Here is a 26,654-nt window from a genome sequence, read left to right on the forward strand (position 1 = left end):
TGTGTCCGCCGCCGTCGGGGATGTTGCCCAGCTTCTTGATGTCGACGTGCACCAGCTCGCCGGGCCGCTCGCGTTCGTAGCGGCGGACGACGCGGCCGGTGGCGCGGTCCAGGTGGGTGAGGCGGGCCAGGCCGAAGCGGGTCAGTACCCGGTGCACGGTCGAGGGCACCAGGTGCAGCAGGTGGGCGATGCGGGCGGGGCCCCAGCGGCGCAGGACGCGGACCTTGATGATCCGGCGTTCGGTGCGGGTCGGGGTGCGGCGCGGGCTGGTGCGCGGACGGGAGGAGCGGTCGGACATGCCCGCCTCGCCGACGGCCCGGTAGCGCTCGGCCCAGCGCTGGGCGGTGGTCGGCGAGACCTGGAAGCGTTCCGCGGCGCGTCGAAGGGGCCAGCCGTCCTCGACCACGCAGCGGGCCAGGCGCAGCCGTCCGGTCTCGGTCAGGGGTGCATTACGGTGGGGCACGAGGGCCTTTCTGTTGCTGGTGCAGATGTCGCAATCCACACCAGGCCAGAAGGCCCTCACCCATTTCAAGATCAATCAGCCGTGAGCCCTGTCACCGTCCACAACCTCCCGGGACAGAACACCTAGAGCCGTGGCGGCCGGAACCGATCACGATTCGAACGGGCCGCTTGTGCCCGGAGCGGAGTGGCGCGGTGAGCACGGAGAGCACGCGGAGCGGCCCGGGACGAACGGGCATGGACGGCGATCTGGCGGAGGCGCTGGTTCTTCAGCCGGGCAGAGGTCTCCGGGGACCTGCGCACCCTGCACAGAAGCGGCGGCCGCCAGGCGGACGAGTTCTACCGGGACCGCTGGTCGCACGACAAGGTCGTGCGCTCCACCCACGGCGTGAACTGCACCGGCTCGTGCTCGTGGAAGGTGTACGTCAAGGACGGCATCATCACCTGGGAGGCCCAGCAGACCGACTACCCGTCGGTGGGCCCCGACAGCCCCGAGTACGAGCCGCGCGGCTGCCCCAGGGGAGCGGCCTTCTCCTGGTACACCTACTCGCCGACCAGGGTGCGCTACCCGTACGTGCGGGGCGTCCTGCTGGAGATGTACCGGGAGGCCAGGGCCCGCCTCGGCGACCCGGTGGCGGCCTGGGCCGACATCGTCACCGACCCCGAGCGCTCCCGCCGTTACCAGCGGGCGCGCGGCAAGGGCGGCCTGGTGCGGGCCAGTTGGGCCGAGGCGACGGAGATGGTGGCCGCCGCGCACGTGCACACCATCAAGGAGCACGGCCCGGACCGGCTGGCCGGGTTCTCCCCGATCCCCGCCATGTCGATGGTCTCGCACGCCGCCGGAGCGCGCTTCTACTCGCTGCTCGGCGGCGCGATGCTGTCGTTCTACGACTGGTACGCCGACCTGCCGGTGGCCTCCCCGCAGGTCTTCGGCGACCAGACCGACGTACCGGAGTCGGGGGACTGGTGGGACGCCGGATACCTGATCATGTGGGGCTCCAACATCCCCGTCACCCGTACCCCGGACGCGCACTGGATGGCCGAGGCCCGCTACCGGGGCCAGAAGGTCGTCGCGGTGTCCCCGGACTACGCGGACAACGTGAAGTTCGCCGACGAGTGGCTGCCGGCCCAGCCGGGCACCGGCGGCGCCCTGGCGATGGCCATGGGTCACGTCGTCCTCAAGGAGTTCTTCGTCGACCGCGAGACGGAGTACTTCTCCCAGTACGTGAAGCGGTACACCGACCTGCCGTTCCTGGTCACGCCCGACGAGGCCGAGGACGACGGCACGGGGGAGGGATCCGGCGCGGCCGGGTCCGTCGCCTACGTACCGGGAAAGTTCCTGACCGCCGCAGACCTCGGTGGGCGGGCCGCACAGGCCGAGCACGCCGGGTTCCGTACTGTGCTCCTCGACGCGGTCACCGGGGAACCGGTGGTTCCGAACGGCACGCTGGGCGACCGCTACGGCGAGTCCGGGGCCGGCAAGTGGAACCTCGACCTGGGCGACACCGACCCCCTGCTGTCCGCCTCGGCCCCCGACGGGAGCGGCGCCGAGGCGCCGGTCACCGTCCTGCTGCCGCGCTTCGACGCCCCGGACGGCGCGGCGGGCCGGCTCCGGCGCGGGGTACCGGTGCGCCGGATCGCAGGCCGCCTGGTGACCACGGTGTACGACCTGCTGCTGGCCCAGTACGGAGTGGCCCGTGACGGACTGCCCGGCCGGTGGCCGGCCTCGTACGAGGCCGCGGAGGAGCCCTACACCCCGGCCTGGCAGGAGACGATCACCGGTATCGACGCCGCGAGGGCGGCCCGGATCGCCCGGGAGTTCGCGGCCAACGCCGAGGAGTCCCGAGGCCGTTCGATGATCATCATGGGGGCGGGGACCAACCACTGGCTCCACTCCGACACCATCTACCGGTCCTTCCTGACGCTGACCACCCTCACCGGCTGCCAGGGCGTCAACGGCGGCGGCTGGGCGCGCACTACGTCGGCCAGGAGAAGGTCCGCCCGATCACCGGCTACTCGGCGATCGCCACCGCCGCCGACTGGAACCGGCCCGCCCGGCTGATGATCCAGACCGCCTACTGGTACCTGCACGCCGACCAGTTCCGCTACGACCCGTTCTCCGCGGACACCCTCGCGGCGGCCGGTCCGGGCCGCGGCGGCCCGTTCGCCGGGAAGACCACGGCGGACGTCGTCGCACAGTCGGCGCGGATGGGCTGGATGCCGTCCTACCCGACCTTCGACCGCAACCCGCTCGACCTGGCGGACGACGCGAAGGCCGCGGGCCGCCCGGTCGCCGACCACGTGGTGGACGAACTCAAGGCGGGACGACTGCGGTTCGCCGGCGAGGACCCGGACGCGCCGGAGAACTTCCCCCGGGTGCTGACCGTCTGGCGGGCCAACCTGCTGGGCTCCTCCGCCAAGGGCAATGAGTACTTCCTCAAGCACCTGCTCGGCACCGACGCCTCCGTACGTGCCACCGAGGCACAGCCCGAGGCCCGTCCCCGGGACGTGGTGTGGCGGGAGGAGGCCCCCGAGGGCAAACTCGACCTGCTGCTGACCCTGGACTTCCGGATGACCAGCACCACGGTCTTCTCCGACGTCGTCCTGCCGGCCGCCACCTGGTACGAGAAGCACGACCTGTCCAGCACCGACATGCACCCCTTCGTGCACGCCTTCAACCCGGCCATCCCCCCGCCCTGGCAGACCCGCACCGACCGGGACGCCTTCCACACCCTCGCCAAGGAGTTCAGCCGCCAGGCGGCCGGCCATCTCGGCGTCCGCACCGACGTGGTCGCGGCGCCGCTGCAGCACGACACCCCGGACGAGATGGCCAACCCGCACGGCCGGGTCCTCGACTGGAAGGCGGGGGAGTGCGAACCGGTGCCCGGTCGCACCATGCCGAAGCTCGTGACCGTGGAGCGCGACTACGCCGCCGTCGCGGACAAGATGGCCGCACTCGGCCCGCTGCTCGACACGCTCGGCGCCACCACCAAGGGCGTCACCTTCAAGGTCGACCGCGAACTCGAGTACCTGCGGCAGAAGAACGGCACCGTGAGCGGCGGCACGGCCGACGGCCGTCCGTCGATCGCCCGCGACACCCATGCCTGCGAGGCGATCCTCGCCCTGTCCGGCACCACCAACGGCCACCTCGCCACCCAGGGCTTCCACACCCTGGAGGCCCGCACCGGCACCCGGCTCGCGGACCTCGCGGCCGAACACGAGGGCAAGCGGATCACCTTCGCCGACACCCAGGCCGCCCCGGTTCCCGTCATCACCTCGCCGGAGTGGTCCGGCTCGGAGACCGGCGGACGCCGCTACTCGCCGTTCACCGTCAACGTCGAGCGCCTCAAGCCCTGGCACACCCTCACCGGCCGCCAGCACTTCTACCTCGACCACGACTGGATGGCCGCCCTCGGCGAGGAACTCCCCGTCTACCGGCCGCCGCTGAACATGGACGCCCTGTTCGGCGAGCCGCGCATCGGAGACGTCGGCGAACTCGGCGTCGCCGTCCGCTATCTGACCCCGCACAACAAGTGGTCCATCCACTCCGAGTACCAGGACAACCTGTTCATGCTGTCCCTCTCCCGGGGCGGTCCGACGATCTGGATGAGCAAGGAGGACGCGGCGAAGATCGGCGTCCACGACAACGACTGGGTCGAGGCCGTCAACCGCAACGGCGTCGTCGCCGCCCGCGCGGTCGTCTCGCACCGCATGCCGGAAGGCACCGTCTACATGCACCACGCCCAGGACCGGCTCATCGACGTGCCCCGCACCGAGACCACCGGCCGGCGCGGCGGCATCCACAACTCCCTGACCCGGCTGCTGATCAAGCCCAGCCACCTCAACAGGTTTGTTTCCGCAGTGACCGTGTCCCCCGCAGGTCGTGTCGCTTTACGAGGCGGCTGGCGACGTGGTCGGTGTCTCCTTGCTGTGGCGGATCGTGTTGCTATCGCCACCCCAGGCTGTGATGAAGCACACATCCCACTTGCTTCCGGTCCCGGTCTCGACAAGTCCACCGAACGGCTGTCCGGCGTCTACCTGGAGGGGCCGCGCCCCCCCCCCGCTCTTGTCGCTGTGCCCAACACTGTTCGTGTTGTCGCCAACGGTCCCGGGTCAGGTTTCATGGAGGGGCAGGCCAGGGCGGGGCAGGCTGACCATCCCGGGGACCGTGTCGCGGCAAGATCAAGGAACGCGAACGAGGTCAGCGGCTCTGGGCTGTCGGCTTCTTCTCTCGGGTTCCTTCGATGGTGACGCCGTTCCAGAAAGCGACGTGGTTCTTGATACGGCGGGCGAGTGGGCTGGGGTGCGGGTAGTACCAGGCGGCGTTCGGGCTGGTGACGCTGTCGACGGTCACGGAGTAGTAGCGGGCGATGCCCTTCCACGGGCACAGCGACTTGGTCGGGCTTTCGGTGAAGTACTCGCGTTTGAGGGACTCGGGCGGGAAGTAGTCGTTGCCCTCCACGCGCTTGGTGCGGGGGGTTTCGGCGATGACGACGCCGTTGAAGATCGCTCGCATCATGGCGGTTCACGCTCCTTCTGCTCGAGGGCGTTACGGGAACCCGGTGGGTTGGTCCGGGCTTCCGTTCGTAGCGCGGCTTGTGGAAGGCAACCGTGCCCTCGCCGGGTTTCCCTCCTGTACGGCCCGCTCGGGCGCCTGTGAGTTGATGGAGGAAACGTAGATGCCCAGGATTCCGGTCCACACGGTCGACAGCGCTCCGGAGCAGAGCCGCGAAACGCTGCGAGTGCTGGAGAAGCGGTTCGGGAAGCTGCTCAACATCCATGCGGAGATGGGGCATTCACCGGTGGTGCTGGCGGCGTATGCAGCGATGAGTGACGCGATCGCGGAGCACGGCACCTACGATGCCCGCACGCGCGAGGCGATCGCGCTGGCAGTCGGCGCGGTCGACCACTGCAACTACTGCCAGTCCGCCCACACGATGGCGGCCAAAGCGGCCGGACTGAGCGAGGAACAGACCGTGGCCATCCGCCGCGGAGAAGTCGACTTCGATCCCAAGCTGGCCGCACTGGTCGCCGTCGTACGCGAGATCGCTGCCGAGGTCGGGGAGGTGGACGATGCGACGTGGCAGAGCGGCCTGGACGCGGGCTGGAGTGATGTGGAGCTGACCGAGGCGTTCGCGCATGTGGTGGCGAACCTGTTCACGAACTACTTCAACCACTACGCCCGTACCGACCTGGACGTTCCGCCGGCTCCTGGTCTTCAGGGCTGAGCGGGGGCGGGCGGCAGGCCCTGCGGCTCGCGCGGCGGCAGCGGACGAGCAAGAAGATCGCGGTGGCCACGGCCGCCGCGATCAGCCGGGTGCTGCGCAGTAGGCCGCCGAGGGCGCCGGGGCGCCGCCGGCCAGCAGCACCGGTCCGGCGCAGCTGTCGGTCAGCCCCTGCGGCATCACCTGTCCTCCCTGGGAGAGCGAGAGCATCGGCGACTACTTCCGGCCGAGACGGGAGAGGCAGACAGGGAGAGTAGGACCGAGCCCCTGGACCCGACCCGGTGTAGATCAGCCCGAGGTCGGTGTACTCGCGCAGCGTCTTGACCGGCACCCCCGTGTGGCGGGACAGCTCGCCGACCGTCATTGGCCGTGCCCGGTTCCCACTCATGACCGAAATCCTTCCCGGTGGTTCAGCTGGCGCAGCAGGACAGCTTGGTGACGTCCCGCGTGTAGGTCTGGGCCGCGAGCTTCAGGCCCTCGGCCATGGTCAGGTACGGGCACCACAGGTCGGCCATCTTCTGCACCGTCATGTCATTGGCCAGCGCGTAGACGGCGGTGGCGATGACGTCTCCGGCGCCGTCGGCCAGGACGTGGGCGCCGAGCAGACGGCCGGTGGAGGCGTCGGCGACGAGCTTGATCAGGCCGCGGGTGTCGCGGTTGACCAGTGCACGCGGCACGTACTCCAGCGGCAGGACCCGGCAGTCGCAGGTGTATCCCTGGGCGACCGCTTCGGCGTCGGTCAGGCCGGCGGAGGCGATGGCCGGGGAGGTGAAGGTGACCTGCGGCAGGTGGTGGTAGTCCACCGTGCGCCCGGCGCCGTCGAAGGCGTTGTCGGCGATCAGGGCGCCGTGGGCGGAGGCGACGTAGACGAACTGCGGGTGCCCGGTGACGTCCCCGGCCGCCCAGATCCGCGGGCTGGCGGTGCGCAGATGCTCGTCGACCAGGATCTCGCCGCGCTCGCCCGTGGTGACCCCGACTGCGTCCAGGCCGAGGCCGTCGGTGACCGGACGGCGGCCGGTGGCCACCAGCAGGTGCGTGGCGCGCAGCTGAAGCTCGCGGCCATCACCGGTGCGGGCGCCGGCCACGATCCCGTCGGCGTCCCGGCGCACTGCGGTCAGACGCGTGTCGGTGCGGACGGTGATGCCCTCGTCGGCGAAGACGTCCTGAAGGGCGGCGGAGATCTCGGGCTCCTCGCCGGAGGTCAGCCGACTGCGGGCCACCACGGTGACCTTGCTGCCCAGGCGGGCGAACAGCTGGGCCTGCTCCAGGCCCACGTACCCGGCGCCCAGCACCAGCAGACTCTCCGGGAGCACGTCGAGATCCATGGCGGTGGTGGAGGTCAGGTAGCCGGTCTCCTCCAGCCCGTCGACAGGTGGCGCCTGTGGGGTGGAGCCCGTGGCGATCAGATAGTGCGCGGCCTCGATCCGGCGGCTGCCGCCGCCGTCGGCCAACGCAACGTCCAGGACGGGGTTGTCCCGATCGCCGGCGAAGCGAGCGATGCCGGGCGCGATGTCCCAGCCGTACTCAGCAGCCAGGTCCGTGTACTTCTGCGCCCGCATCTCCTGAACGAGCTTGTCCTTGCCGTCGATCAGCGCGTCGAAGTCCACCGGCCCGGCCTCCGTCCGGATCCCGGGGAAACGCTGGCCCTCCAGCGCGCTGCGGCGGTCCTCGGCAGCGGCCAGCAGCGCCTTCGACGGCACGCAGCCGGTGTTCACGCACGTGCCGCCGGTCGTGGCGCGCTCGACCATCACCACCGAGCGGCCCTTGCGCCGCGCGGCGATCGCGGCGGCGAACGCCCCGCCGCCGGAACCGATGACCGCCAGGTCGTAACCGCTGTCCGCTGCCCTCACCGCAGCACCTCCTCGCGTCGGGTCCCGTGTGGACGGGACCCTTTCTATGCGCCTTGCCGAATAGGTCACTGTCACCATACTATGCGGTTAGGCGAATAGTTCCAGTTGTGGAGGACCCCGATGCCCGACCGCGCCACCGCCCCAGTTCCTCCAGTGCGCGACACCGCCGAGGAAGTGCCGTGTACCCATCTGGACACGGTGGCGAAGTTCTTCCGCGCACTGGCCGACCCCACCCGGCTGAAGCTGCTGGAGTACATCCTTCGCGGCGAGTGCACCTCCGCCGACTGCGTCGCCTACGCCGGCATCTCCCAGCCACGCGTCTCGGTGCACCTGTCTTGCCTCACCGACTGCGGCTACGTCACCGCCCGCCGCGACGGCAAGAAACTGCGCTACTCCGTCGGCGACCCGCGCGTCGCCGACCTGATCGTCCTGGCCCGCTCGCTGGCCGCGGACAACGTCACCGCCCTGACCTGCTGTCCACGCATCCCCGACAGCCAGGGCTGAACCGCAAGGAGCACCCCGCCATGCCCGCCGCCCCCCCCGCCGAGACACAGAGCCCTCCCGCACCGGCATGACCGCCGCCGGGATCGGCGCCGCCCTGCTGATGATCGCCTGCTGCGCCGGGCCCGCCCTCATCGCCGCCGGCGCCCTCGCCGGAGTCGGCGGCGTCCTCGGCGACCCCTGGGTGCTCGCCACCGCGGTACTCGTCCCGGTAGCCGCCGTGACCGCCGTCGTCCGCCGCCGGGCACGGCGCGACGCCTGCTGCCCGCCCACTGGATCCGCCAAGCGCGCCACCGAGCGGGACCGCTCTCACATCCCGGCCGACCAGGAAGGACCCCGCTCCTGATCACGCCCCGGCCGCCGCACGCTGTGGTCATGGTCGGCAGCGCGATGGCCGCCGGGTTCGGCCAGTTCCTCGCCCGCATGGCGCCCAGTTGCCGACGACCTTGTCCTGCGGGTTGCGTCCGAGGAAGGCGGTGAGTCGCTGATTGAGGCGCAGCGCTATCTGATCGCCACGGGTGCCGCACCGTGGGTGCTGGCTGTGGAAAGGCTGGAGCAGGCCGGGTACCTGACCTCCACCGAGTGAGCCATGGTCGGCTTGCGCGTTCAACGGCGGGCTGCGCGGGCTTGGTTGCCCGGCCACGCGGAGGCGGTGTTGCCCCGCGTTCTGGTCCAGGCGGGTGCGGACGCGTGACGCTACGGGCTTCACAGCGGGGCCGCTGCGTCAGTCGTGGCGGGCGAGCTTGGCCGCGGACACGAGCAGGATCAGGGCCAGCGCGGGGATGAGGACCGCGTCGGAGAACACTCCGAGCAGCAGGCCGCCGAGGACCGCGCCGGCGATCGAGCCCGCGGCCATGAAAAGGGTGAAGCGGAGGTTGGCACCCAGGACGGCGAAGCTGCCGTCGCGGCTGCAGCGGGCGAAGGCCACCAGTATGGTCGGCAGGGACACCAGCAGGGACAGACTTCCCGCCGTCTTGATGTCCAGGCCGAACAGCAGCACGATCGTCGGGATCAGCAGCTCACCCCCGGCCACGCCCATGATCGCGGCGCCCACCCCGATACCGAAGCCGGCCACGGCCGCGCAGGGCACCTGTGCCCACAGCGGCAGCGCGAGCGTTCCCAGGATGGCGCTGTGGGTGATAAGCAGGGCTGCGGCCATCAGGACCATCAGCGCCGCCAGCACCTTGTACAGGGTGCAGCTGCGCATCCTGACCGCCCACGATGCTCCGGCCCACGCGCCCAGCAGGCTTCCTGCCAGCAGGTTGACCGCGACGGGCCAGTGCGCGGCCACTTCGGAGGCGGGCACCGCCGCCATGCGGGCGGGCAGCGCGACCAGGACCACGACCAGGGGGAAAGGCCCTTCGCTTCGTTCACCATGGCCGTGGTCATCTCGATCGTCGGCGGCCGACGCGCGATGATCTCCGCTGCCACCGGCGCCATCGCCCTCGTGATCGCCCCGCTCAACCGGGAGCACGGCCTGGGCTACCTGATCGCCGCCGTCATCCTCGCCGGGATCATCCAGGTCGCGCTCGGGGTACTCGGCGTCGCGAAGCTGATGCGGTTCGTGCCCCGCTCGGTGATGGTCGGTTTCGTCAACGCCCTCGCCATCCTGATCTTCATGGCCCAGGTCCCCGAGATGCACGACGTCCCGTGGCCGGTGTATCCGCTGATCGCGGCCGGGCTGGCGCTGATGGTGTTCTTCCCGAAGGTCACCACCGTGATCCCGGCCCCGCTCGTCTCCATCGTCATCCTCACCGTGATCACGGTCGCCGCCGGGATCGCCGTGCCGACCGTGGGCGACAAGGGTGCTCTGCCGTCCTCCCTGCCCGTGCCCGGCCTGCCGGACGTGCCGTTCACCCTCGACACCCTGACCACCATCGCCCCGTACGCCTTCGCGATGGCACTGGTCGGCCTCATGGAGTCCCTGATGACCGCCAAGCTCGTCGACGACATCACCGACAGCCACTCATCCGAGACCCGCGAGTCCATCGGCCAGGGCATTGCCAACATCGTCACCGGCTTCTTCGGCGGCATGGGCGGCTGCGCCATGATCGGCCAGACCATGATCAACGTGAAGGTCTCCGGCGCCCGCACCCGCCTCTCCACGTTCCTTGCCGGCACCTTCCTGATGGTGCTGTGCATCGTGTTCGGGCCGGTCGTCTCCGACATTCCGATGGCCGCCCTGGTCGCGGTGATGGTGATGGTGGCGTTCGCGACGTTCGACTGGCACTCCATCGCGCCCAAGACCCTCAAGCGGATGCCCGGCGGGGAGATCGCCGTCATGGTCATCACCGTGATCGTGGTGGTCGCCACCGACAATCTCGCCATCGGTGTCGTCGTGGGTTCCGTCACCGCGATGGTCATCTTCGCCAAGCGCGTCGCCCACCTCGCGAACGTCACCGCCGTCACCGACCCCGACGGCACCAGCGTCGTCTACTCCGTGACGGGCGAGCTGTTCTTCGCCTCCTCCAACGACCTCGTCGGGCAGTTCGCCTACGCCACCGACCCCGACAAAGTCGTCATCGACCTCAGCGCGGCCCACATCTGGGACGCCTCCTCGGTGGCAGCCCTCGACGCCATCGAGACCAAGTACGCCCAGCGCGGCAAGAGCGTGGAAATCATCGGCCTCAACGACCCCAGCGCCGACCTCCACGGCAAACTCACCGGCGAACTCGCCAGCCACTGAACCGTCCCCCGCGACATACCGAGAGGACCCCGGCCCGTCGGGGTCCCTTGGCGTTCTCTGCGTGCCGGTAGCAACGCCTCTGCGCAGCCCATCAGCTCGGCCCGGCCGTCTCGATCGTCGGCGGCCGACCCTTGCGCCTGCTGGACGATGTCGGGGAATGCCCTCCGTGGCGACGTCGAGGTTCTCCGCCGTGTGCAGTCGCCGGTAGATCGCGTTGCGGCGGCCGGCACGGAGGCGACCCAGCCCCCCCTGCCTTGACGCTCTCCGGTCCGGGTCTCCGGGAAGGTCTTCGCTGGTTCGCTGATCAGCAGGGCCGCGGTGACCCCGATCCTGCCGGCATCGACAGACGGCGATGCCGCGACCAACGGGTGCGCCCATGTCGCCGAAGCTCCGTGCTACCCGCCCTCGTCGCGCAGCCGGTCCGGATCCAGCACGGTGATGCGGCCCCGGCCCAGCCGCAGCAGACCCCGGTCGGCCAGGTCACGCAGCACCTTGGTGACCGTCTCACGGGACGTGCCGGCCAGGGCGGCCACCTGCTCATGGGTGAGGGCGACCTGCGGATGTGAGGCCATGGGGCGCAGCGCCCGGGTCGCCGGTTTCGCGGGGATGAGGGTGATCAGGGTGCAGGCGACGCGCTGGGCGACGGATTTGAAGACGGTGTCGGACAGGCGCTGTTCGAGGTCGGCGAGGCGGCGGCCGAGGATCGCGGTGATCCGGGCGGCGATCCTCGGCTCCGAGAGCAGCAGCCGGTGGACGTCGTCGCGGCTCATCACGCAGACGGTCACGTCGTCGAGGGCTTCGGCGTAGTTGCCGTACATGCGCTGCCCGAGCAGCACCATCTCACCGAAGATCGTGCCGGGGTTGATGATCGCCGTGGTCAGGGCGCGGCCCTCGGCAGAGACGCGGAAGACGCGGATGCGTCCGCGTTTGAGGATGAACAGCACCTCGCACGGCTGGGGCGGGGAGTACAGGATCTCGCCGGCGGTGTAGGTCTTCATCGGTGCGGCTTGCGCGATGGCCGCCATTTCCGGCTCGCTCAGGTCGCAGAAGATGTCGACTTCTGACAGGCACCAGGTACGGTCGGCGTCTTCCTGATGGCTCTCGCGCATGCGGCCTATGTCCTCGCGTCGGCCCGGGGCCCAGGGCGGCGGTGCCGCACCCCAAGGCGGGGCCGCCAGGGCGTCGGCGCCGTCAACCAGACAATAAGTCATCTCCTCGCCAATCGGCGCGTATCCGCTGTCCTGTGTCTCTTCGGACGGGTGATGGCCCTCCAGTGGAGCACCCCGGGGCGGTGACGCCGCGGCCGGGGTGCCAGCCGGATCCGGTGCTGCGGGTCCCATGCTCAGGCCGAGCCTGTTCGCCGCTTGCCCATCATCGAGGCGATGCAGGCGTAGGCCAGTCCCAGCAGCAGTCCGAAGACGAGATGCGCGCCGAAGCTGGAGCGGGTGACGGCGTTCCACTCGAAGACCGGCATGCCCATGTTGGCGGGCATGATCCACATCGCTCCGATCAGCCACGCCACGGCGCCGTACCCCAGCCCGAGTACGGCCGCGGGCATCATCTTCTGGGCGTAGTTCCCGAGCAGTGCTCCGAAGGCCAAGCCGAAGGAGACGGCGATGGCCAGGTGGATCAGCCAGCCCGCGACGGCGTTGGTGGAGCCCAGCAGACCGGCGACCATGGTGATCATCGCCGTGTCCATGATCGGCCTGGAGACGGACATCCAGATGCCCATGCCGATGCCCCCGACGACGCCGGCTGCGGCGCCCCACGCGGCGTGCAGCGGGATGACAGCTGCTCCGGGGGTTACCTGCAGGGTGGTTGCCATGGTGTAAGACCTCTCTGTCTGCGTGTGTCTTGCTTCCCTGCCGACGCTAGGGCCAGTGCATCGGGAAGGTATGTGACCGCGCTTACGTACCGGCAGGTAGAAGCACTGATTCGTCGGCGTACGCGGCGGCGAGCTGGTCGATCTGCTGGTAGCCGGTGCGCAGCAGGAAGGTGCTGAGGCGGCCGTAGGACTTGGCGCCGAGGATGAAGAAGTGCGGCTCGGGGTTGCGCAGGGCCTCGATCCCGGCGGACGGCTGAGCGAGGCAGTCCCCGCCCGCGGATTTGAGCAGGGCTGCGGAAAGGTTCATGGGCGCACCGGTGGCGTAGCACTCGTGGACCTGCAACTGCCGGTAGAGGGAGGCGTCGCCGGTGTATCCGGTCAGCGCCACGATGTGGTCGCAGACGAGCTCGCGTGGGCCGCCGGCGGTGGCGAGGGTGACGCGCACCCGGTCGCCGGCGGGGCTGAGGGTCTGGACGTGGGCGCCGGTGTGCACGGTGACACGTTCGTTGGCGCCGTCGGTGAGGGCCTGGGAGGTGTCGACGAGGTGTTGGCGGCCGGGCAGGGTGTCGTCCGGTACGGCGCCCCAGTCGGGTTCCGGGCTGCGCACCGCCCATTCGATGCGGGTGCCGGGCAGGGCGGCGAGGTCGCGGGCTGCGGTCTGGGCGGACTTCCCGGCGCCGGCGAGCAGGACGGTTCCCGCCCAGCGGCTGGGGTCGGCGGTGTCCGGGAGAGTGCGGGTGATGCGGTCGGCGAGGGCGCGCTCGCCGGGGGCGGGGATGCCGCCGGGGCCCAGGGTGTTGGGGTGGGAGTAGGTGCCGGTGCAGTCCAGGACGAGGTCGGCCTCGGCGGTGTCCTCGCCTTCGGGAGTGTCCAGCAGGAGAGTGAAGGGCACGGCGGCCCGGAGGCCGGTGCCGATGTGCTCGTGCTTGAGCAGGCCGGTGCGGGCGATGGCCGAGACACGGGTGCGCAGCCGGATGCAGCCCTCGAGAGCGGGCAGCGCGGCGACCGGGCCGAGCAGGCGGTTCGCGAGTTCGGCTCCGGTAGGGCAGTCGCGGCCCTGGGGGGCGTTCGGCAGATGCGTGCGCATCCGGTGGGAGACGTTCAGGTCCCACGGGGTGAAGAGGCGGACGTGGCCCCAGGCCCGCACGTGCGCGGCGACGGTGTCCGCGGCTTCGTAGATGGTGAACGGCCATCCGGCGTCGGTGCAGGCGAGGGCTGCGTCGAGGCCGACGGGGCCGGCGCCGAGGATCGCGACGTGCCGCTTCATGGCGGTCTCCCTTTCCGTAAGGGTCAGATGGCGCAGTGGACGGGGCGGGGCAGGGTGCCGTCGGTGAGGCGGGCGGCGAAGAACCGCTCGGTCACGAGCTGTTGGCCGGTGGCGAGAGGGGTGCCTGCGGGTGCGAGGTGCAGGTCGGGGCTGGTGGCGAGGTCGGCGCCGGCGGGGTGCCAGTGCAGTCCGTCGGCGGTGACGGTCAGTTCGGGGATGCTGGAGTCCTCGCCGATCTCCACTCCGGTCTCGGCGAAGCCGCGGCGCAGCAGCGGGCGTACGGCGAAGTGGTCGGTGGGCAGGCCGAGTCCCGCCAGTAGCTGGGCGGCGTCGGGGATCTCGTGGGTGTTTTCCGGTGTTTCGGTGAGGGCGACGCGCGGAGGCAGACCGAGGTCGATCAGGTGGCGGATGCCGTCCATGGTGCGCTGCCAGGAGCCGTCGCCTCGGTGTGCGTCGTGGGTCGCGGCGGTGGCGCCGTCCAGGGAGGTCTGGACGGTGAGCTTGCGGCCGGCCAGATCCGCGAGGCCGTCGGCACGCCGGCCGCGCAGCAGCATCGCATTGGTCATCACGACGGTGGGCAGTTCGGCGGAGGCGTAGTCGAGGAGGGCGATGACGTCAGGGTGCAGGAAGGGCTCGCCACCGGTGAGATACAGCTCGGTGAACCCCGCCTGCACTGCCTCGTCGACAAGGGCGCGGAAGGCGTCGATGGTCAGGGTGCGGGGAGCCGCCTTCGGGGAGGAGGCGACCGCGCAGTAGTCGCAGGCCAGGTTGCAGTGGAAGTTGGAGTAGATCCACAGCCGGGACGGAAAGTACGGGGTGTCGAACAGGGGGACCACCGGCCGGTCGTCTTCCGGGACCCGCGGTGTGCTCTTTCCCCAGCCGTCGTCGGCGGGGCGGAATCCGGAGGGCAGAGTGGAGCGGTAGAGGTGGTAGCGGCCCCGGGAGCGCTCACGCGGCGGCAGGATTTCCAGGCAGGTGGTCCACCAGCCGGTCTCGATGGTCTCTGCGAAGATCTCGGGGAGTCCGGCGGCGCGCATCGAGCGGGCCTGGGCTTGCCAGTCGTACGCGAGAGGGATCAGTTCGGCGGTGATGTGCCCGTCGGTCAGGTCGAGGATCGCGTACCAGACCTCTCGGCGGCCGTCGTTGGCGGGTTTGCCGAGTACGCCGACGTTGACGGCGAGGGTGTCGCCGATGCGCCGCTGCCAGGGCAATCCGCTGTGGGTGCACAGCACCACGTCGGCCCCGGATGCCTCGGCTCGCAGGCGATGCTGCTTCTCGGGGAGCGACTCCCACCAGAAGTCGTTCAGTGCCAGGGTCGAGCCGTGGACCATGTGGACGTCGACGCCGTCGATGGTCTCCCGGCGTTCGGTGGGCAGGGTGCCCATCCAGGCGGCGAAGTCGCGGCTGGTGGTGGCGAGCGTGTGGTCGTAGATGAGTTGGGCGTACTCGTTGTCCTTGGCGTCGCGGTAGCCGCAGCCGCAGTCGGTGTCGCCGCGGGCGATGGCCACGTCGTAGTTCCCGGCGACGCACTCGATGCCGTTGTCGGTGAGGATCGGCCACAGCGCGTCGACGTCGGCGCCGAATCCGCCGAGGTCGCCGAGGCAGAACAGACGTTCGCAGTCGCGGGCGCGGGCGTCGTCGACGAATGCCTGGAGGGCGTGCGGGTTGCCGTAGGGTCCTCCGCAGACTGCGATGCGCATGGGGGTCGGTCTCCAAGGTGTCGTAGGGAGAGGGAGGGGGCGTTCAGGTACGGCTGGTCCGTGCCGCCTGCGGGGTCCTCTTCGGGAAGAGGCGGGGGCCGGCGGTGTAGCGGGCGCGGATGGCTTCGGGGGCGACGCCGGCGAAGTACAGCAGCTTGAGGTACTGCATGAAGGCGATCATGCGCCAGGTTCCGTGGGCGGCCAGGCGGCGTGAGGAGGCTGTCGACGTGGCGGGCAGCAGGAACAGCCGGCCCCGCTGGTGCAGGCGACGCGACATCTCCAGGTCCTCCATGATGGCCAGGTCGGGGAAGCCGCCGAGGGCGTCGAAGACGGTGCGGCGGATGAACATGGCCTGGTCGCCGAAGATGTGGTGGAGGCGGCGGGCGCGGGCGTTCGACGTCCATGCGAGGTAGTTCAGGGCGGGCGTCCTGTGGTCGAAGCGGAGGGTGAGGCCGCCTCCGGTCACGGCCGGGTCGGCGAGCGCGGCCCGGATCTGGCCCAGTGCGTCGGGATCGACGGCGGTGTCGGCGTGGATGAACCAGAGGATGTCGCCGTTCGCGTGCCGGGCGCCCTCGTTCATCTGTCTGGCCCGGCCGCGCTCGCTGGTGATCACGGTGGCGTGGCGGGAGGCGAGTTCGACGGTGGCGTCGGTGGAGCCGCCGTCCACGACGATCAGCTCGCAGTCGGGGAAGTTGCGGCACAGACGGCTCAGCGCGCTGTGGATGCCGACTTCCTCGTTCAGCACCGGAACGATGATCGACACTTGTGTCATGGGCTCTCCGTGGGCTGGAGCAGGGCGGCGATCGCCGCGGGCAGCGCTGGATCCGTCAGGAGCGCGGCGGCGTCGTCGGGGGTGTCCAGGTCCCGCAGTGGACGCAGCAGTCCCACGCTCAGTCCTTCGCAGGCGGCGAGGGCGCGGGTCGCCGCGAGTACCCGGTCCGTGCTCCAGGCATCGGGGTCGAGGGCGAAGAGCGAGGTGTGGGGTGCTCGAAGGCCGATCAGGTAGTAGCCGCCGTCGAGTGCAGGGCCCAGCGTCACGTCAAGGTCGTCCAGGGCGGTGAAGGCGGCGGTCAGGTGGCCGGCGGTGAGGGTCGGCGCGTCGGTGCCGATGACAAGGAGCGGGCGCGCGCCGTCGGTGAAGGCGTCGGTGACGGCCGCGGCCAGGCGCTGCCCGAGGTCTTCGCCGCGCTGCAGGAGCAACCGGACGCCGGCAGGCACTGCTGTGCCGAGGGTGTCTTCGCCGTCGGCCGGGGCGTAGGCGAGATAGGCCCTGGGGGTGTGGGCGGTGGTCAGCTGCATGGTGTGGCGGATGAGTTCGGCTTGGAGTTCCGCGCAGCGCTGGGGGTCCAAAAGGGGGTGCAGCCGGGTCTTGACTGTGCCGGGCCGGGGCGCCTTGGCCATGACCAGGATCGCGGGGGTGCCCCCGTGGCCGGGGGTGTTCACGTGTCGAACCGGTAGACGAAACCGGCGCCGCTCACGCCGTCCAGGGACGGCAGCGCGTGCCCGGCCAGCGTGGCGAAGACCTCCTTGCTCGCCGCCATGCGGTCAAGGAGGGCCTGTACCGGTTCCGGTTCGGTGGCGACGCCGTTGGCGTAGTCGGTGACGAAGCCGACCAGCGCCATGGGCAGTTCGGCCTCCCCTGCCAGGACGACCTCCGGACCGGCGGTCTGGCTGATGGCACTGACCCCGGCGGCGGCCAGGGCAGCCACCTCGGGGCGCGTGTTGAATCGGGGGCCGTCGACGTGCCCGTACACGCCCCGTGTCACGACGGGTACTCCGGTGTGTCCGGCGGCGGTGATCAGGGCCTGGCGCAGTGGCTCGCTGAAGGGCCTCTCGAAGATCCAGTGGCCGCGCCCGGCCCCGCCGGGGGTGTCGTACCAGGTGCAGGGGGTTCCGTCGGGCAGCCGGTTCGCGGGGAAGTACAGGTCGTCGAAGACGACCAGGGAGCCCGGCCGCAGGCCGGGGTCGAGTGAGCCGCAGACGGTGAAGGACACCACGGCTGCCGCCTTGCACGCGAGCAGAGCGGCGAGGTTCGCCTTGTGGTCGACCTGGCTGGAGAGCCGGTGGTGGCCGGCGCCGTGCCGGGACACCTGCACGATCTCTGTGTCCTTCAGATGTCCCTCGGTGACGGTGACCACGCCGTGGTCGGTGACGACGGTCCGCTCGGCCGCCCCCTGCAAGTGCGGCCAGTCGTAGCTGCCGGAGCCGGTGATCACACCGATGCGCATGAACTACTTCTCCTTCGGATTCTTCGGTGATGTGCCGGACGAAGCGCCGGCGGGGGTGCGGACCTCGACGATCGGCAGCAGGGTGCGCAGTGCCGCGTTCTCAGCCGGGTCGAGTACGGCGTGCTGCACGCAGGCGGGGACGAGGGTGCCGTTCTCGGGGTGGGCCATGGCGTAGTGGCAGGCGGCCAGCCGCTCCTGGGTCTCGCGCAGCCCGGGGTCCTTGGCCTGCTCGCCGCGCTGCATCATCTCCCAGGCCGGGGCGACGGCCTTGGCGTCCATGAACTGGTGCATGACGAACGTGACCGGGCGCACCCGCATCCGGTGGCGGGCCAGCCCCAGCACTCCGACGCGGCGCATGGTGCGGGCCAGCCAGCGAAGTGCCGTCACCACCGTGGACGGGTGGCGGGCCACCACTCGCAGGAGCCTGGCCGCGAGGAGGGCGGGCGGGGTGCCGGTGAAGGTCACCTTCCCGAAGTAGCGGAAGAACGCGTCGCGTACGGCGAGGTCGCGCGGGTCGTCGCCGTCGAGGAACGGATACCAGCGGCGGCCGACGTAGAAGCCGTAGGCGGTGCGGTTGCAGCGCACGTCGCCGTTCTCGAAGACCCGGTAGTCCAGCCGGGTTCCGGCACCGCGTTCGATCTCCGCCCACACGGCGTCCGGGGTCGCCTCGCGGAACTTCTCCTTCCAGCGGCGCTCGTCACCGAGGAAGGCGGCGGGCTGGAAGGAGAACATGCCGTAGCCCATGGAGTGGCAGTCGCGGATCACGTCCGCGATCTCGTCGAGGTTGCCGGGGGTGACGGTCATGTTGTGGGCGAGGAAGAACCGCACCCCGTGCTCACGCCGCATACGCGCGAACATGGCGGCGAACCGTGCCCGGTACGGGTTCAACGCCCTCTCGCTCGGGGGGCGTTCGATGCCGCGCCGGCCGTACATGAATTTGTCGAAGTGCGCGGCGAAGGACAGCCGTTCAAAGCGCCGTGTGCCGTCCGGGCCGAGTGCGAGCCGGGTGAGGTAGTCGTCGTCGAAGTCGCCGTGGGTGAAGCTCATCGGTTCGCGGCCGTGGTCCCGCATGATCGCCAGCGCGGCGGCGTGGTCGTCCGGGGAGAGCAGGCTCACCTCGCCGCCGATGAGCTGGGTGTGGGCGCGCGGACCGCGCAGCTCGCGCAGCAGGCGCATCTGCGCGGTGATCTGTTCGTGGGTGTGCGGGCCGTCGACGCGGACCTGGTTGGCGTCCCGGGAGTGGTAGCAGGGGGTGCACTTGAGGTTGCATTGAGGGAAGACGCCGTGGGTGCCCTCGCAGCCGACGCCGTGCCGGCCGAGGATCTGGCCCGGGGTCCTGGCCGCGTCGGGCAGTTCCGCCCAGCGGCGTTCCATCGCCTCGGCGAACTCGGTGTCGTAGGGACGGGTGGCACGCTCGAGGGCACGCAGCGCCGTGATGATCCGCATCAGTGGTTCTCCTGCCGTTTCCGGGCTGCCGGAAAGGCCGCTCTGGCGGCGGGCGAGAGGGTCCTGGCTCGGCGCAGCCCGCGCCACAGCATCCAGGCGTACAGCAGCATCAGGGCGTCCTCGATCAGGACGTACCAGCGCAGCGGCTGGGCGCCGTACGTGCCGAAGCAGCCGCAGTTGTCCAGGGCAAGTCCGCGGGCGAACGCCTGGAAGGCCAGGGCCGCCCACACCACCGCCACGGCGGTGTACAGCACGACCGGTGCGGCGGCGCGGGAGCGGGGCCGGACCAGGAACCAGACGGCCGTCACCGTCTCGGCGCTGATCAACGCCACGGCCAGGGCGGTCGAGGCCGCGCCGGACGTCACACCATAGGTGGTCAGGATGGCGGGCATCGTGTCGAAGGAGGCGAGCTGGCCGAGCGCCATCGCCGCGAGGACGACGCCGAGGATGATGCGGAGGATCATCGGCGTACCCCTCTGCGGAGTTTCAGCAGCGCCCCGATGGGCCCGCTGCCACGGGCCAGGCGGGCGTAGACGTCGGCCAGCGCCGTATGCCAGGGCCCGTCGGCGTAGGTGGGGTAGGGGTGCACGGTGCGGGCGTAGTCGGAGGGCGTCCAGCCCAGGCGCACCGCCGCCGCCAGATGGGCGATGGTCTCCCCTGCCCTCGGAGACACCACCGTGGCCCCGACAATCTTCCCGCGCGGGCCCAGCACCAGGGTGGTGAAGCCCTCGGTGCGGCCGTCGGCGACCGCCCGGTCGACCCGGTCGTTCTCCAGCGTGTGGACGCGCGCCGTGTCGCCATACTTCTCCCGTGCCTCGTCGGCGGTGAGGCCGACGCGGGCGATCTCGGGATCGGTGAACGTCACCCGGGGCACCGCCCGGTAGTCGATGGGGCGGCGCACACCCAGGAGTGCGTCGGTGGCGGCTGCTCCGCCCTGCGTGCCGCCCAGGTGGGTGAAGGCCGATCGGCCGGTGACGTCGCCGGCGGCGTAGATCCGGTGGTTGGTGGTGCGCAGCCGGCTGTCGGTGCGGACATGACCGGTCTCGGACAGCTCCACATCGGCCGCCTCCAGGCCGAGCCCCTCGGTGTTGGCCCGGCGGCCCGTGACGGCCAGCAGTGTGTCGTACGGGAGAGGTCCACCGGGCCCGTGGACGGCACTGGCATCGACTGTTTCCGCACGGTAGCCGGTCAGCACGGTGACGCCCTCGGCCTCCAGCCGCTCCCGCAGCACCTGCGAGGCCCGGGGTTCCTCACGGGGCACCAGGCTGTCCATCGCCTCCACGAGGGTGACCTGCGAGCCGAGCCGGGCGAACGCCTGCCCCAGTTCACAGCCGATGGGCCCGCCGCCCAGCACCACCAGGCGGCGCGGAAGTTCGGTCAGCTCCCAAACGGTGTCGCTGGTCAGCGGCTCGGCCTCGGCCAGGCCGGGGACCGGCACCAGGGACGGCGAGGAGCCGGTGGCGATCAGCGCGTACCGGAAGGAAACCTCCCGCTCGCCCGCGGTCAGGGTTCCCGGCCCGGTGAATGACGCCGCGCCGTAGGTGACGTCGACGCCGTACGGGGCGAGCGCCTCGGCCGAGTCGTGCGGTTCGATCGCACCGATCGCCCGTTTCACCTCCCCCATGGCCGTCGCGAGGTCGGCCGGACCGGACACCGGCGGGAGACCGCAGGCGGCAGCACGGCGGGCAGCCTGGACGTCGGCGGCCACGTGGAGAAGCGCCTTGCTCGGTACGCATCCTGTCCACAGGCAGTCTCCGCCCAGCCGGTCGCGTTCGACGAGCAGTGTGCGGGCGCCGAAGCGCCCGGCGGTGCGGGCCGCGGTCAGGCCGGCGCTTCCGCCGCCGATGACCACCAGGTCGTACCTGTTCATGGTTCGGGCTCTCTCGTCGGTGCGCCGTCGTGGGACGGCCGGCGCGCGGTCGCAGGACGTGAGGGAAACCCGGTGACACAGCCTGGGCCTTCCCTATTTCCAACCCCACGATCACGGTCAGCGAGGCCACCCGACGTCATCCGTCCGCGTCCGGCGTGTCCGAAACGGAATGCGGAGCCGGCCCGGCAGGGTTCCCGACGGCAACCACAGGGGGACGAGCCGTCCCCATGGCTCAGACGAGGGGCGAGGGCTCGATGGACGACGAGGACTGGCGGCGCTTCATCACTGCCTACCACCACGAGCATCCCGGCATCACCGAGCAGCTGTTCTCCCTGGCCGATACCTCCCCTTACGCCTGGCTGGCCGAACCGCTCGTCGGTGTCGAGGGCGCGGTGCTCGACCTGGCCTGTGGCTCGGCTCCCACCCGCGATCAGCTCCCGGACGCAGACTGGGTCGGCATCGACCTGTCGGCGGCGGAACTCGCCGAAGCGGCGCGCCGGGGCCGCGGACCGCTGGTCCGGGCCGGCGCGGACGCCCTCCCCATGGCCTTCGCGAGCGCGGGGGCGGTCTGTGCGGCGATGTGCCTGCCGGTCCTCACGCCCCTGCCCCAGGTACTCGCAGAGATCCGGCGCGTACTGCGGCCCGGCGGGACGCTCGCGGCGCTGGTGCCCTCCCAGTCCGGGCTCTCGCCGTCCGGGGTGCTCGGTTGGCTCCGGGTGATGGCAGCCCTACGAGCCGTACGCCAGCCGTGGCCCAACCCGCAGGCCCGCGACGGACTGGCCGCCCTGCTGCGCGATGCGGGGTTCCGCGTCCGCTGCGATCAGCGACGTGTCTTCACCCTCGCCATCGACTCGGCCGACGCGGCTGCCCTGCTGGCCGAAGCCCTGTACCTGCCCGGCCTCACCGCCCGTCGTGCCCAGGCCGCCAAGCGCTCCCTGGCCCGGTGGGCGGCACCGGGGCGGCGCCTGGAACTGCCGCTGCGCCGCGTGGTGGCCGACCTTCCCACCGAACAACCCTCACAGGAGCCGAGATGAACCGCCCGGCAGCACCCTCCCCAGCGACCGAGCACCCGTCGTCCGACACTTCCTCCGTCGGGTCAGCGGCGCGGCCCGCGCGCGCGGCGTGGATACGGCTGGCCGTCCTGGTCGCCCTGGTGGGGGCGCTCGGCTTCTGGGTGACGCTGGGCGGCGGGGACCTGTTGCGCGAGGTGCGCCAGTGGGTCGACTCGCTCGGCATCTGGGGGCCGGTCGTCTTCGCGCTCTGCTACGCCCTGGCCGTGACGGCCCTGCTGCCCGGCTCCGTGCTGACCGCGTCCGCGGGCGCGCTGTTCGGGCTGACGGTGGGGGCCGGCGCGGTGCTCGTGGGAGCGACGGCGGGTGCGGCCCTGTCGTTCGGCCTCGCCCGCTGGCTGGGACGCCCGGTGGTGGCCCGCTATGCCGGATCGGGGCGGCTGGCCCGGCTGGACGCCTACCTGACCCGCCGCGGTTTCGCCGCCGTGCTGGTCCTGCGGCTGGTGCCGCTGTTCCCCTTCTCGGTGATCAACTACGGGGCAGGGGTGGCCGGCGTCCGCTTCTCCTCCTACGTGAGCGCCACGGCCCTGGGCATCATCCCGGGTACCCTCGTCTACACCGGGCTCGGCGGATCCCTGGGCGAGCCCGCATCCCCCGTGCTGTGGATCGCGCTGGGCGCCCTGCTGGTCCTGAGCGCGGGCGGCTGGTGGGCGGCCCGGCTGGTCCGCTCACGCAGCGCCGAGGTCAGCGCAGCTGCCGGTAGCCGGTGACGACCCGGTGGACGGCGGTGACGCCCACGATCGGCGCCCACACCCAGGCGATCGTGTGGGCGGAGCCGGGCAGCAGGCACCACAGCGTGTGAACGGCGATGGTCTCACCGCCTTCGGCCAAACCTCCCAAAAAGTTCAGCGACCGGCCTCCCGACCGGCGATCGTCACCGCGGCGCCCGGTGCGCTCGGCGATCGAGGAGAAGGCCAGGAAGACAGTGCCGTTGACGTAGTAGGCGAGCAGGACGAGCAGGAACGGCAGTGCCGGACCGCCCACACCGACGGCGACGCCGACGACGAACGCCCCGTAGACGAGGAAGTCGGCGCTGATGTCGAGGAACCCGCCCGCACCGGTGCCGGCCGTGCCCCGGCGGCGGGCCAGCGCCCCGTCCAGACCGTCGGCGAGCCGGGACAGCAGCCACAGCACGGCAGCCGCCGGCCACCAGGTGGCCGCCGCGAAGCCGGCCGACGCGAGCCCGGCCAGCACGCCCAGTGCGGTCAGAAGGCCAGGCGTGACAGCGGGGCGGTCCAACCGCGCGGCGGCCCGGTCCAACGGCCCGGCCAGCGCCGTTCTCGCCCGCACATCCAGCATCGTCGGTCTCCTTCCGTCCCACCGGCACCGTGCCGCAGGACACAAAGGGAAGCCTTCGAACCCCCGACTGTGTTCCGTTTCCGCACGACGGATGTTCGCGGAACCCCCGTGCGGGAAACGACACGGGAAGTACCAGGCGAAGGAGCAGCGGGATGCGGATACGGACGCGGCACAGCAGGCGGCACGCCGGGAGAGCCACCGCTCTTGCCGCAGCCGCGACTGCGGTCGGGCTGTTCACCGCGGCCTGCTCGGGTGACGGCACCGGCCAGGCGAAGCCCCTGGCGAAGGACTGGTCCCAGCTCAGGTCCGCCGCGAAAGGCCAGAGCGTCAACCTGTTCATGTACGGCGGCGACCAGGGCGCCAATGCCTACATCGACGACGAGGTCACCCCCGCCGCGAAGAAACTGGGCATCAGCGTCAAACGCGTCCCCGTGGCCGACACCCAGGACGCCGTCCAGAAGATCCTCGGCGACCAGCGGGCCGGCAAGGACAGCGGCGGCGCGGTGGACCTGGTGTGGGTCAACGGAGAGAACTTCCGCACCGGCAAGCAGGCGGACCTGTGGCTGTGCGGATACACCGGCCTGATGCCGAACCAGAAGCATCTGGACCAAGCCGATCCCACCCTCACCCAGGACTTCGGCACCCCGGTCGACGACTGCGAAACACCCTGGAGCCGCGCCCAGTTCGCGTTCGTCTACGACTCGGCAAAACTCGCCCAGCCCCCGCGGACCATGGCCGCCCTGACCGAATGGATCAAGCCTGCTGTTCTCCACGGCCGCGGGCAGCGGTAACCAGGCCCTGACCGCCGTACTGGGCATCCTCACCGTCGCCCCACCCGTCCTGCTGTTCGGCATGGGTGCGGCGCTGCTGCGCCGCCACCGAGCAGCCTGGGCCTACCCCGACCCCTGTCCCTCCGCCCGGGGAATCGAGCGCTGACCGCCATGCATCCTTCGTCCTCCCCGTCCGTTCCCGGCCTGCGTCTGGGAGAGGTCACCGTCACCTATCCCGGGCGTCCAGAACCCGTCCTGGACGGCCTCGACCTCGACGTCGCCGACGGCCGGCTGCTGGCCCTGCTCGGCCCCTCCGGCTGCGGCAAGACCACCACCGTCCAGGTCGCCTCCGGACTCCTCACCCCCCGCCGGAACACCGCGGCGCCGCGGTGGTCTTCCAGCAGCCCATGCTCCTGCCGCACCGCACGGCGCTGGACAACGTGGCCTTCCCCGCCCGCATGCGCGGCCACACCCGCCGCAACGCCCGCACCAGCGCCCTCGTACACCTGGAACGCGTCGGCCTCGACGCCCTCGCCGACCGCTACCCCCGCCAGCTCTCCGGAGGCCAGGCCCAGCGTGTCGCCCTTGCCCGCGCCCTGGCCGCCGAACCGGCCGTACTGCTCCTCGACGAACCGTTCAGCGCCCTCGACCCGGGCCTGCGGCACACCATGCGCGACCTGCTCACCACCGTCCAACGCGAGCTGAAAGTCACCACCGTCCTGGTCACCCACGACCAGACGGAAGCCGCCGCCGTCGCCGACACCGTTGCCCTGCTCGAGAACGGAAGAATCCTCCAGCAGGCACCGCCCGCCGGCCTCTACGCCCGCCCCGCATCGCTGACAGTGGCCCGCTTCCTCGGCTGCCCCACCGCACTCCCCGGCAGCGTCACGCCGCAAGGCCGCTTCGCCTGCCCACTGGGCGAACTCGACCTGCCCGACACCGTCACCCACCGAGGCCCCGGCCACCTCCTCATCCGCCCCGAAGCCGTCCGGCTCGGCACCGGCCCCCACACCGTGCCCGCCGTCGTGCGCGGCGTGCGCCCGGAAGGTCCCTTCACCGCCCTCGTCTGCGACACCGCGGCCGGCCCCGTACACGCGCTTCTGCCACCCGGCCCCCCACCCGTCGCCTCGGAGCGTGTCCGGCTGCACCTGCCCCTCGCCCACCGCTGGGTCGTCACCGGCTGACCGGTCATCACGCTCTGCCCTGAGACCTGCCCGGAGCACGGCACGGCAGAAGAAGAAGGGACGGCAGAAGGGGAAGGGAAGGGCGACGGGGCGACGGCGGGTTCCCCTCGGGCGGCGGCGAAGCGCCACCGGCACACCCCGGCATTCACACATCAGGGAGAGACATGGCGACGATCGACGCATCCCCGACGCGGCAGGTGCCCGTCTCGACGGTGGCCGAATCGGTCAAGGACTACTACGGCAAGGTCCTCGCGTCCTCCGCGGACCTGAAGACCTCGGCCTGCTGCACAGACGCGGCCCCGCCGGCGCACATCGCCGCGGCACTCGGCCAGGTGCACGAGGAAGTCATGGAGCGTTTCTACGGCTGCGGCTCGCCCATCCCTCCCGCCCTCGACGGGGCCACCGTGCTCGACCTGGGCTGCGGCAGCGGACGGGACGCCTACGTGCTGTCCCAGCTGGTCGGCCCCACCGGCAAGGTGATCGGCCTCGACATGACCGAGGAACAACTTGCCGTCGCCCGCCGCCACCAGGACTGGCACGCCGAACGGTTCGGCCACGCCAACACCGACTTCCGCCACGGCTACATCGAAGACCTTGCCGCGGCCGGAATCGAAGACGCATCCGTGGACGTCGTGGTCTCCAACTGCGTGGTGAACCTCTCCCCGGACAAGCCACGCGTCTTCTCCGAGATCTTCCGCGTCCTGCGGCCCGGCGGCGAGCTGTACTTCTCCGACATCTTCGCCGACCGGCGCCTGCCCGCCGCCCTCCTCGACGACCCCGTCCTGGTCGGAGAGTGCCTCGCCGGCGCCCTGTATGGCGAGGACTTCCGCCGCGTCCTGGAACGCACCGGCTGCCCGGACGCCCGCACCGTCACCGCCTCCCCGGTGACGATCAGCGACCCGGACATCGACCGGAAGATCGGCTTCGCCACCTTCACCTCCCGCACGATCCGCGCCTTCAAGCTCCCGTTGGAAGACCGCTGCGAGGACTACGGCCAGGTCGCCGTCTACCGCGGAACCATCACCGAGCACCCGCACGCCTTCGACCTCGACGACCACCACCGCTTCCACACCGGCAAGCCGATGCTCGTCTGCGGCAACACCGCCGACATGCTCGCCGCCACCCGCTACGCGGCGCACTTCACGCTTGCCGGCGACAAGAGCCACCACTTCGGCCTGTTCCCCTGCGATCCCGCGGACAGGACGGCAGCTTTGGGCGCCGGCGCCCCGTCGGGCTGCTGCTGATCCGGACGTCCGACGTCAGGAGCCCGGCGA

At 71.1% G+C, this 26,654-nt stretch carries 25 protein-coding genes and 3 pseudogenes; 11 read left to right on the top strand and 17 right to left on the bottom strand.

Annotated features, from left to right (window positions below):
- Positions 1–463: leucine zipper domain-containing protein (locus TU30_RS31120; RefSeq protein ID WP_042176642.1), on the bottom strand; the 463-nt coding region annotated here is incomplete at its 3' end.
- A gap of 243 nt (positions 464–706) precedes the next feature.
- On the opposite strand from TU30_RS31120, the pseudogene TU30_RS31125 reads away from it, so the two are divergent.
- Positions 707–4,302, top strand: a pseudogene (locus TU30_RS31125) (nitrate reductase subunit alpha); the annotation flags it as partial.
- Positions 4,303–4,660: 358 nt separating this feature from the next.
- On the opposite strand, the gene TU30_RS31130 reads toward TU30_RS31125, so the two are convergent.
- On the bottom strand, positions 4,661–4,978 hold the full coding sequence (locus TU30_RS31130; RefSeq protein ID WP_042176585.1) for a DUF427 domain-containing protein: 318 nt from the start codon (positions 4,976–4,978) through the stop codon (positions 4,661–4,663).
- A 160-nt stretch (positions 4,979–5,138) separates the two neighbouring features.
- Between TU30_RS31130 and TU30_RS31135 the strand changes: the two genes are divergently transcribed.
- On the top strand, positions 5,139–5,687 hold the full coding sequence (locus tag TU30_RS31135) for a carboxymuconolactone decarboxylase family protein (protein ID WP_042176589.1): 549 nt from the start codon (positions 5,139–5,141) through the stop codon (positions 5,685–5,687).
- 81 nt (positions 5,688–5,768) lie between these two features.
- Here TU30_RS31135 and TU30_RS38105 read toward each other — a convergent pair whose 3' ends face one another.
- The 3 genes and pseudogenes from TU30_RS38105 to merA all read right to left on the bottom strand — a co-directional run bounded on the left by TU30_RS38105 (position 5,769) and on the right by merA (position 7,534).
- Complete coding sequence (locus TU30_RS38105) at positions 5,769–5,894, bottom strand: hypothetical protein (protein ID WP_256082742.1); 126 nt, start codon at positions 5,892–5,894, stop codon at positions 5,769–5,771.
- Between the two features lie 49 nt (positions 5,895–5,943).
- Positions 5,944–6,072: pseudogene (locus TU30_RS38475) on the bottom strand (MerR family DNA-binding transcriptional regulator); the annotation flags it as partial.
- Between the two features lie 22 nt (positions 6,073–6,094).
- Complete coding sequence (gene merA / locus TU30_RS31140) at positions 6,095–7,534, bottom strand: mercury(II) reductase (protein WP_042176591.1); 1,440 nt, start codon at positions 7,532–7,534, stop codon at positions 6,095–6,097.
- 120 nt (positions 7,535–7,654) lie between these two features.
- Between merA and TU30_RS31145 the strand changes: the two genes are divergently transcribed.
- Together TU30_RS31145 and TU30_RS31150 are read left to right on the top strand one after the other, a co-directional pair.
- Positions 7,655–8,038 carry a helix-turn-helix transcriptional regulator gene (locus TU30_RS31145; protein ID WP_042176594.1) on the top strand — a complete coding sequence of 128 codons (384 nt, stop codon included), beginning with the start codon at positions 7,655–7,657 and terminating at the stop codon, positions 8,036–8,038.
- A 67-nt stretch (positions 8,039–8,105) separates the two neighbouring features.
- Complete coding sequence (locus TU30_RS31150; protein WP_042176597.1) at positions 8,106–8,381, top strand: hypothetical protein; 276 nt, start codon at positions 8,106–8,108, stop codon at positions 8,379–8,381.
- A gap of 378 nt (positions 8,382–8,759) precedes the next feature.
- On the opposite strand, the gene TU30_RS31155 is transcribed toward TU30_RS31150, so the two are convergent.
- Entirely contained in the window at positions 8,760–9,377 is a 618-nt protein-coding gene (locus tag TU30_RS31155; protein WP_234308042.1) for a sulfite exporter TauE/SafE family protein, read from the bottom strand.
- Between the two features lie 33 nt (positions 9,378–9,410).
- Between TU30_RS31155 and TU30_RS31160 the strand changes: the two genes are divergently transcribed.
- A complete protein-coding gene (locus tag TU30_RS31160; protein WP_042176599.1) occupies positions 9,411–10,721 on the top strand; it encodes a SulP family inorganic anion transporter in 1,311 nt (436 codons plus the stop codon).
- A gap of 395 nt (positions 10,722–11,116) precedes the next feature.
- Here TU30_RS31160 and TU30_RS31165 read toward each other — a convergent pair whose 3' ends face one another.
- The 10 genes from TU30_RS31165 to TU30_RS31215 all read right to left on the bottom strand — a co-directional run bounded on the left by TU30_RS31165 (position 11,117) and on the right by TU30_RS31215 (position 21,057).
- A complete protein-coding gene (locus TU30_RS31165; RefSeq protein WP_234308043.1) occupies positions 11,117–11,830 on the bottom strand; it encodes a Crp/Fnr family transcriptional regulator in 714 nt (237 codons plus the stop codon).
- Positions 11,831–12,063: 233 nt separating this feature from the next.
- Positions 12,064–12,546, bottom strand: a complete 483-nt coding sequence (locus tag TU30_RS31170) for a hypothetical protein (RefSeq protein ID WP_042176605.1) — start codon at positions 12,544–12,546, stop codon at positions 12,064–12,066.
- An 82-nt stretch (positions 12,547–12,628) separates the two neighbouring features.
- Positions 12,629–13,813 (bottom strand): hypothetical protein, encoded by a 1,185-nt coding sequence (locus tag TU30_RS31175; RefSeq protein WP_052479979.1) that lies wholly within the window; start codon positions 13,811–13,813, stop codon positions 12,629–12,631.
- Positions 13,814–13,836: 23 nt separating this feature from the next.
- Positions 13,837–15,513 carry a radical SAM protein gene (locus tag TU30_RS33145; RefSeq protein WP_052479980.1) on the bottom strand — a complete coding sequence of 559 codons (1,677 nt, stop codon included), beginning with the start codon at positions 15,511–15,513 and terminating at the stop codon, positions 13,837–13,839.
- Positions 15,514–15,556: 43 nt separating this feature from the next.
- Entirely contained in the window at positions 15,557–16,285 is a 729-nt protein-coding gene (locus TU30_RS31190) for a TIGR04283 family arsenosugar biosynthesis glycosyltransferase (RefSeq protein WP_042176608.1), read from the bottom strand.
- Positions 16,282–16,956: a TIGR04282 family arsenosugar biosynthesis glycosyltransferase gene (locus tag TU30_RS31195; protein ID WP_052479982.1), complete on the bottom strand. Its 675-nt coding sequence runs from the start codon at positions 16,954–16,956 to the stop codon at positions 16,282–16,284. Before TU30_RS31195 ends, TU30_RS31190 begins: the two co-directional genes overlap by 4 nt.
- Positions 16,953–17,741 (bottom strand): MTAP family purine nucleoside phosphorylase, encoded by a 789-nt coding sequence (locus TU30_RS31200; RefSeq protein WP_042176611.1) that lies wholly within the window; start codon positions 17,739–17,741, stop codon positions 16,953–16,955. Before TU30_RS31200 ends, TU30_RS31195 begins: the two co-directional genes overlap by 4 nt.
- Before the next feature lie 3 nt (positions 17,742–17,744).
- Positions 17,745–19,187, bottom strand: coding sequence for a radical SAM protein (locus TU30_RS31205; protein ID WP_042176614.1), 1,443 nt, complete (start codon positions 19,185–19,187; stop codon positions 17,745–17,747).
- Positions 19,187–19,651: a MauE/DoxX family redox-associated membrane protein gene (locus tag TU30_RS31210; protein ID WP_042176617.1), complete on the bottom strand. Its 465-nt coding sequence runs from the start codon at positions 19,649–19,651 to the stop codon at positions 19,187–19,189. The genes TU30_RS31205 and TU30_RS31210 overlap by 1 nt, the downstream gene beginning before the upstream one ends.
- Positions 19,648–21,057, bottom strand: coding sequence for an NAD(P)/FAD-dependent oxidoreductase (locus tag TU30_RS31215; RefSeq protein WP_042176620.1), 1,410 nt, complete (start codon positions 21,055–21,057; stop codon positions 19,648–19,650). Before TU30_RS31215 ends, TU30_RS31210 begins: the two co-directional genes overlap by 4 nt.
- Positions 21,058–21,284: 227 nt before the next feature.
- Here TU30_RS31215 and TU30_RS31220 point away from each other — a divergent pair, with 227 nt between their 5' ends.
- Both TU30_RS31220 and TU30_RS31225 read left to right on the top strand, forming a co-directional pair.
- Positions 21,285–22,091 (top strand): class I SAM-dependent methyltransferase, encoded by an 807-nt coding sequence (locus tag TU30_RS31220; protein WP_107068630.1) that lies wholly within the window; start codon positions 21,285–21,287, stop codon positions 22,089–22,091.
- Positions 22,088–22,837: a TVP38/TMEM64 family protein gene (locus TU30_RS31225; protein WP_042176623.1), complete on the top strand. Its 750-nt coding sequence runs from the start codon at positions 22,088–22,090 to the stop codon at positions 22,835–22,837. The genes TU30_RS31220 and TU30_RS31225 overlap by 4 nt, the downstream gene beginning before the upstream one ends.
- Here TU30_RS31225 and TU30_RS31230 read toward each other — a convergent pair.
- Positions 22,812–23,426, bottom strand: a complete 615-nt coding sequence (locus TU30_RS31230; protein WP_042176627.1) for a CDP-alcohol phosphatidyltransferase family protein — start codon at positions 23,424–23,426, stop codon at positions 22,812–22,814. The two genes, TU30_RS31225 and TU30_RS31230, sit on opposite strands and share 26 nt — an antisense overlap.
- A gap of 152 nt (positions 23,427–23,578) precedes the next feature.
- On the opposite strand from TU30_RS31230, the gene TU30_RS31235 reads away from it, so the two are divergent.
- From TU30_RS31235 to TU30_RS31245, 4 genes and pseudogenes are all read left to right on the top strand, one after another.
- Positions 23,579–24,217: an ABC transporter substrate-binding protein gene (locus tag TU30_RS31235; protein ID WP_234308044.1), complete on the top strand. Its 639-nt coding sequence runs from the start codon at positions 23,579–23,581 to the stop codon at positions 24,215–24,217.
- A 150-nt stretch (positions 24,218–24,367) separates the two neighbouring features.
- Positions 24,368–24,774 (top strand): annotated as a pseudogene (locus TU30_RS37845) (ATP-binding cassette domain-containing protein); the annotation flags it as partial.
- A gap of 90 nt (positions 24,775–24,864) precedes the next feature.
- The gene (locus TU30_RS37855) at positions 24,865–25,380 is read left to right on the top strand and encodes a TOBE domain-containing protein (protein WP_234308049.1); all 516 of its coding nucleotides are present in this window, start codon (positions 24,865–24,867) and stop codon (positions 25,378–25,380) included.
- Positions 25,381–25,544: 164 nt separating this feature from the next.
- Positions 25,545–26,624 carry a methyltransferase domain-containing protein gene (locus tag TU30_RS31245; protein WP_042176630.1) on the top strand — a complete coding sequence of 360 codons (1,080 nt, stop codon included), beginning with the start codon at positions 25,545–25,547 and terminating at the stop codon, positions 26,622–26,624.
- The last annotated feature ends 30 nt before the right edge of the window (positions 26,625–26,654 follow it).

Source organism: Streptomyces sp. NBRC 110035, from assembly GCF_000829695.1.
Taxonomy (GTDB): Bacteria; Actinomycetota; Actinomycetes; order Streptomycetales; family Streptomycetaceae; genus Streptomyces.

Coding starts and splice junctions, on each gene's coding strand:
- TU30_RS31205 (WP_042176614.1), bottom strand. CDS start 19,187: ATGCGGATCATCACGGCGCTGCGTGCCCTCGAGCGTGCCACCCGTCCC.
- TU30_RS31220 (WP_107068630.1), top strand. CDS start 21,285: ATGGCTCAGACGAGGGGCGAGGGCTCGATGGACGACGAGGACTGGCGG.
- TU30_RS31210 (WP_042176617.1), bottom strand. CDS start 19,651: ATGATCCTCCGCATCATCCTCGGCGTCGTCCTCGCGGCGATGGCGCTC.
- TU30_RS31135 (WP_042176589.1), top strand. CDS start 5,139: ATGCCCAGGATTCCGGTCCACACGGTCGACAGCGCTCCGGAGCAGAGC.
- TU30_RS31165 (WP_234308043.1), bottom strand. CDS start 11,830: ATGCGCGAGAGCCATCAGGAAGACGCCGACCGTACCTGGTGCCTGTCA.
- TU30_RS31150 (WP_042176597.1), top strand. CDS start 8,106: ATGACCGCCGCCGGGATCGGCGCCGCCCTGCTGATGATCGCCTGCTGC.
- TU30_RS31190 (WP_042176608.1), bottom strand. CDS start 16,285: ATGACACAAGTGTCGATCATCGTTCCGGTGCTGAACGAGGAAGTCGGC.
- TU30_RS31230 (WP_042176627.1), bottom strand. CDS start 23,426: ATGCTGGATGTGCGGGCGAGAACGGCGCTGGCCGGGCCGTTGGACCGG.
- TU30_RS31245 (WP_042176630.1), top strand. CDS start 25,545: ATGGCGACGATCGACGCATCCCCGACGCGGCAGGTGCCCGTCTCGACG.
- TU30_RS31235 (WP_234308044.1), top strand. CDS start 23,579: ATGCGGATACGGACGCGGCACAGCAGGCGGCACGCCGGGAGAGCCACC.
- TU30_RS38105 (WP_256082742.1), bottom strand. CDS start 5,894: ATGCTCTCGCTCTCCCAGGGAGGACAGGTGATGCCGCAGGGGCTGACC.
- TU30_RS31215 (WP_042176620.1), bottom strand. CDS start 21,057: ATGAACAGGTACGACCTGGTGGTCATCGGCGGCGGAAGCGCCGGCCTG.
- TU30_RS31170 (WP_042176605.1), bottom strand. CDS start 12,546: ATGGCAACCACCCTGCAGGTAACCCCCGGAGCAGCTGTCATCCCGCTG.
- TU30_RS31160 (WP_042176599.1), top strand. CDS start 9,411: ATGGCCGTGGTCATCTCGATCGTCGGCGGCCGACGCGCGATGATCTCC.
- TU30_RS31175 (WP_052479979.1), bottom strand. CDS start 13,813: ATGAAGCGGCACGTCGCGATCCTCGGCGCCGGCCCCGTCGGCCTCGAC.
- TU30_RS31145 (WP_042176594.1), top strand. CDS start 7,655: ATGCCCGACCGCGCCACCGCCCCAGTTCCTCCAGTGCGCGACACCGCC.
- TU30_RS33145 (WP_052479980.1), bottom strand. CDS start 15,513: ATGCGCATCGCAGTCTGCGGAGGACCCTACGGCAACCCGCACGCCCTC.
- TU30_RS31200 (WP_042176611.1), bottom strand. CDS start 17,741: ATGCGCATCGGTGTGATCACCGGCTCCGGCAGCTACGACTGGCCGCAC.
- TU30_RS31225 (WP_042176623.1), top strand. CDS start 22,088: ATGAACCGCCCGGCAGCACCCTCCCCAGCGACCGAGCACCCGTCGTCC.
- TU30_RS37855 (WP_234308049.1), top strand. CDS start 24,865: ATGCGCGACCTGCTCACCACCGTCCAACGCGAGCTGAAAGTCACCACC.
- TU30_RS31130 (WP_042176585.1), bottom strand. CDS start 4,978: ATGATGCGAGCGATCTTCAACGGCGTCGTCATCGCCGAAACCCCCCGC.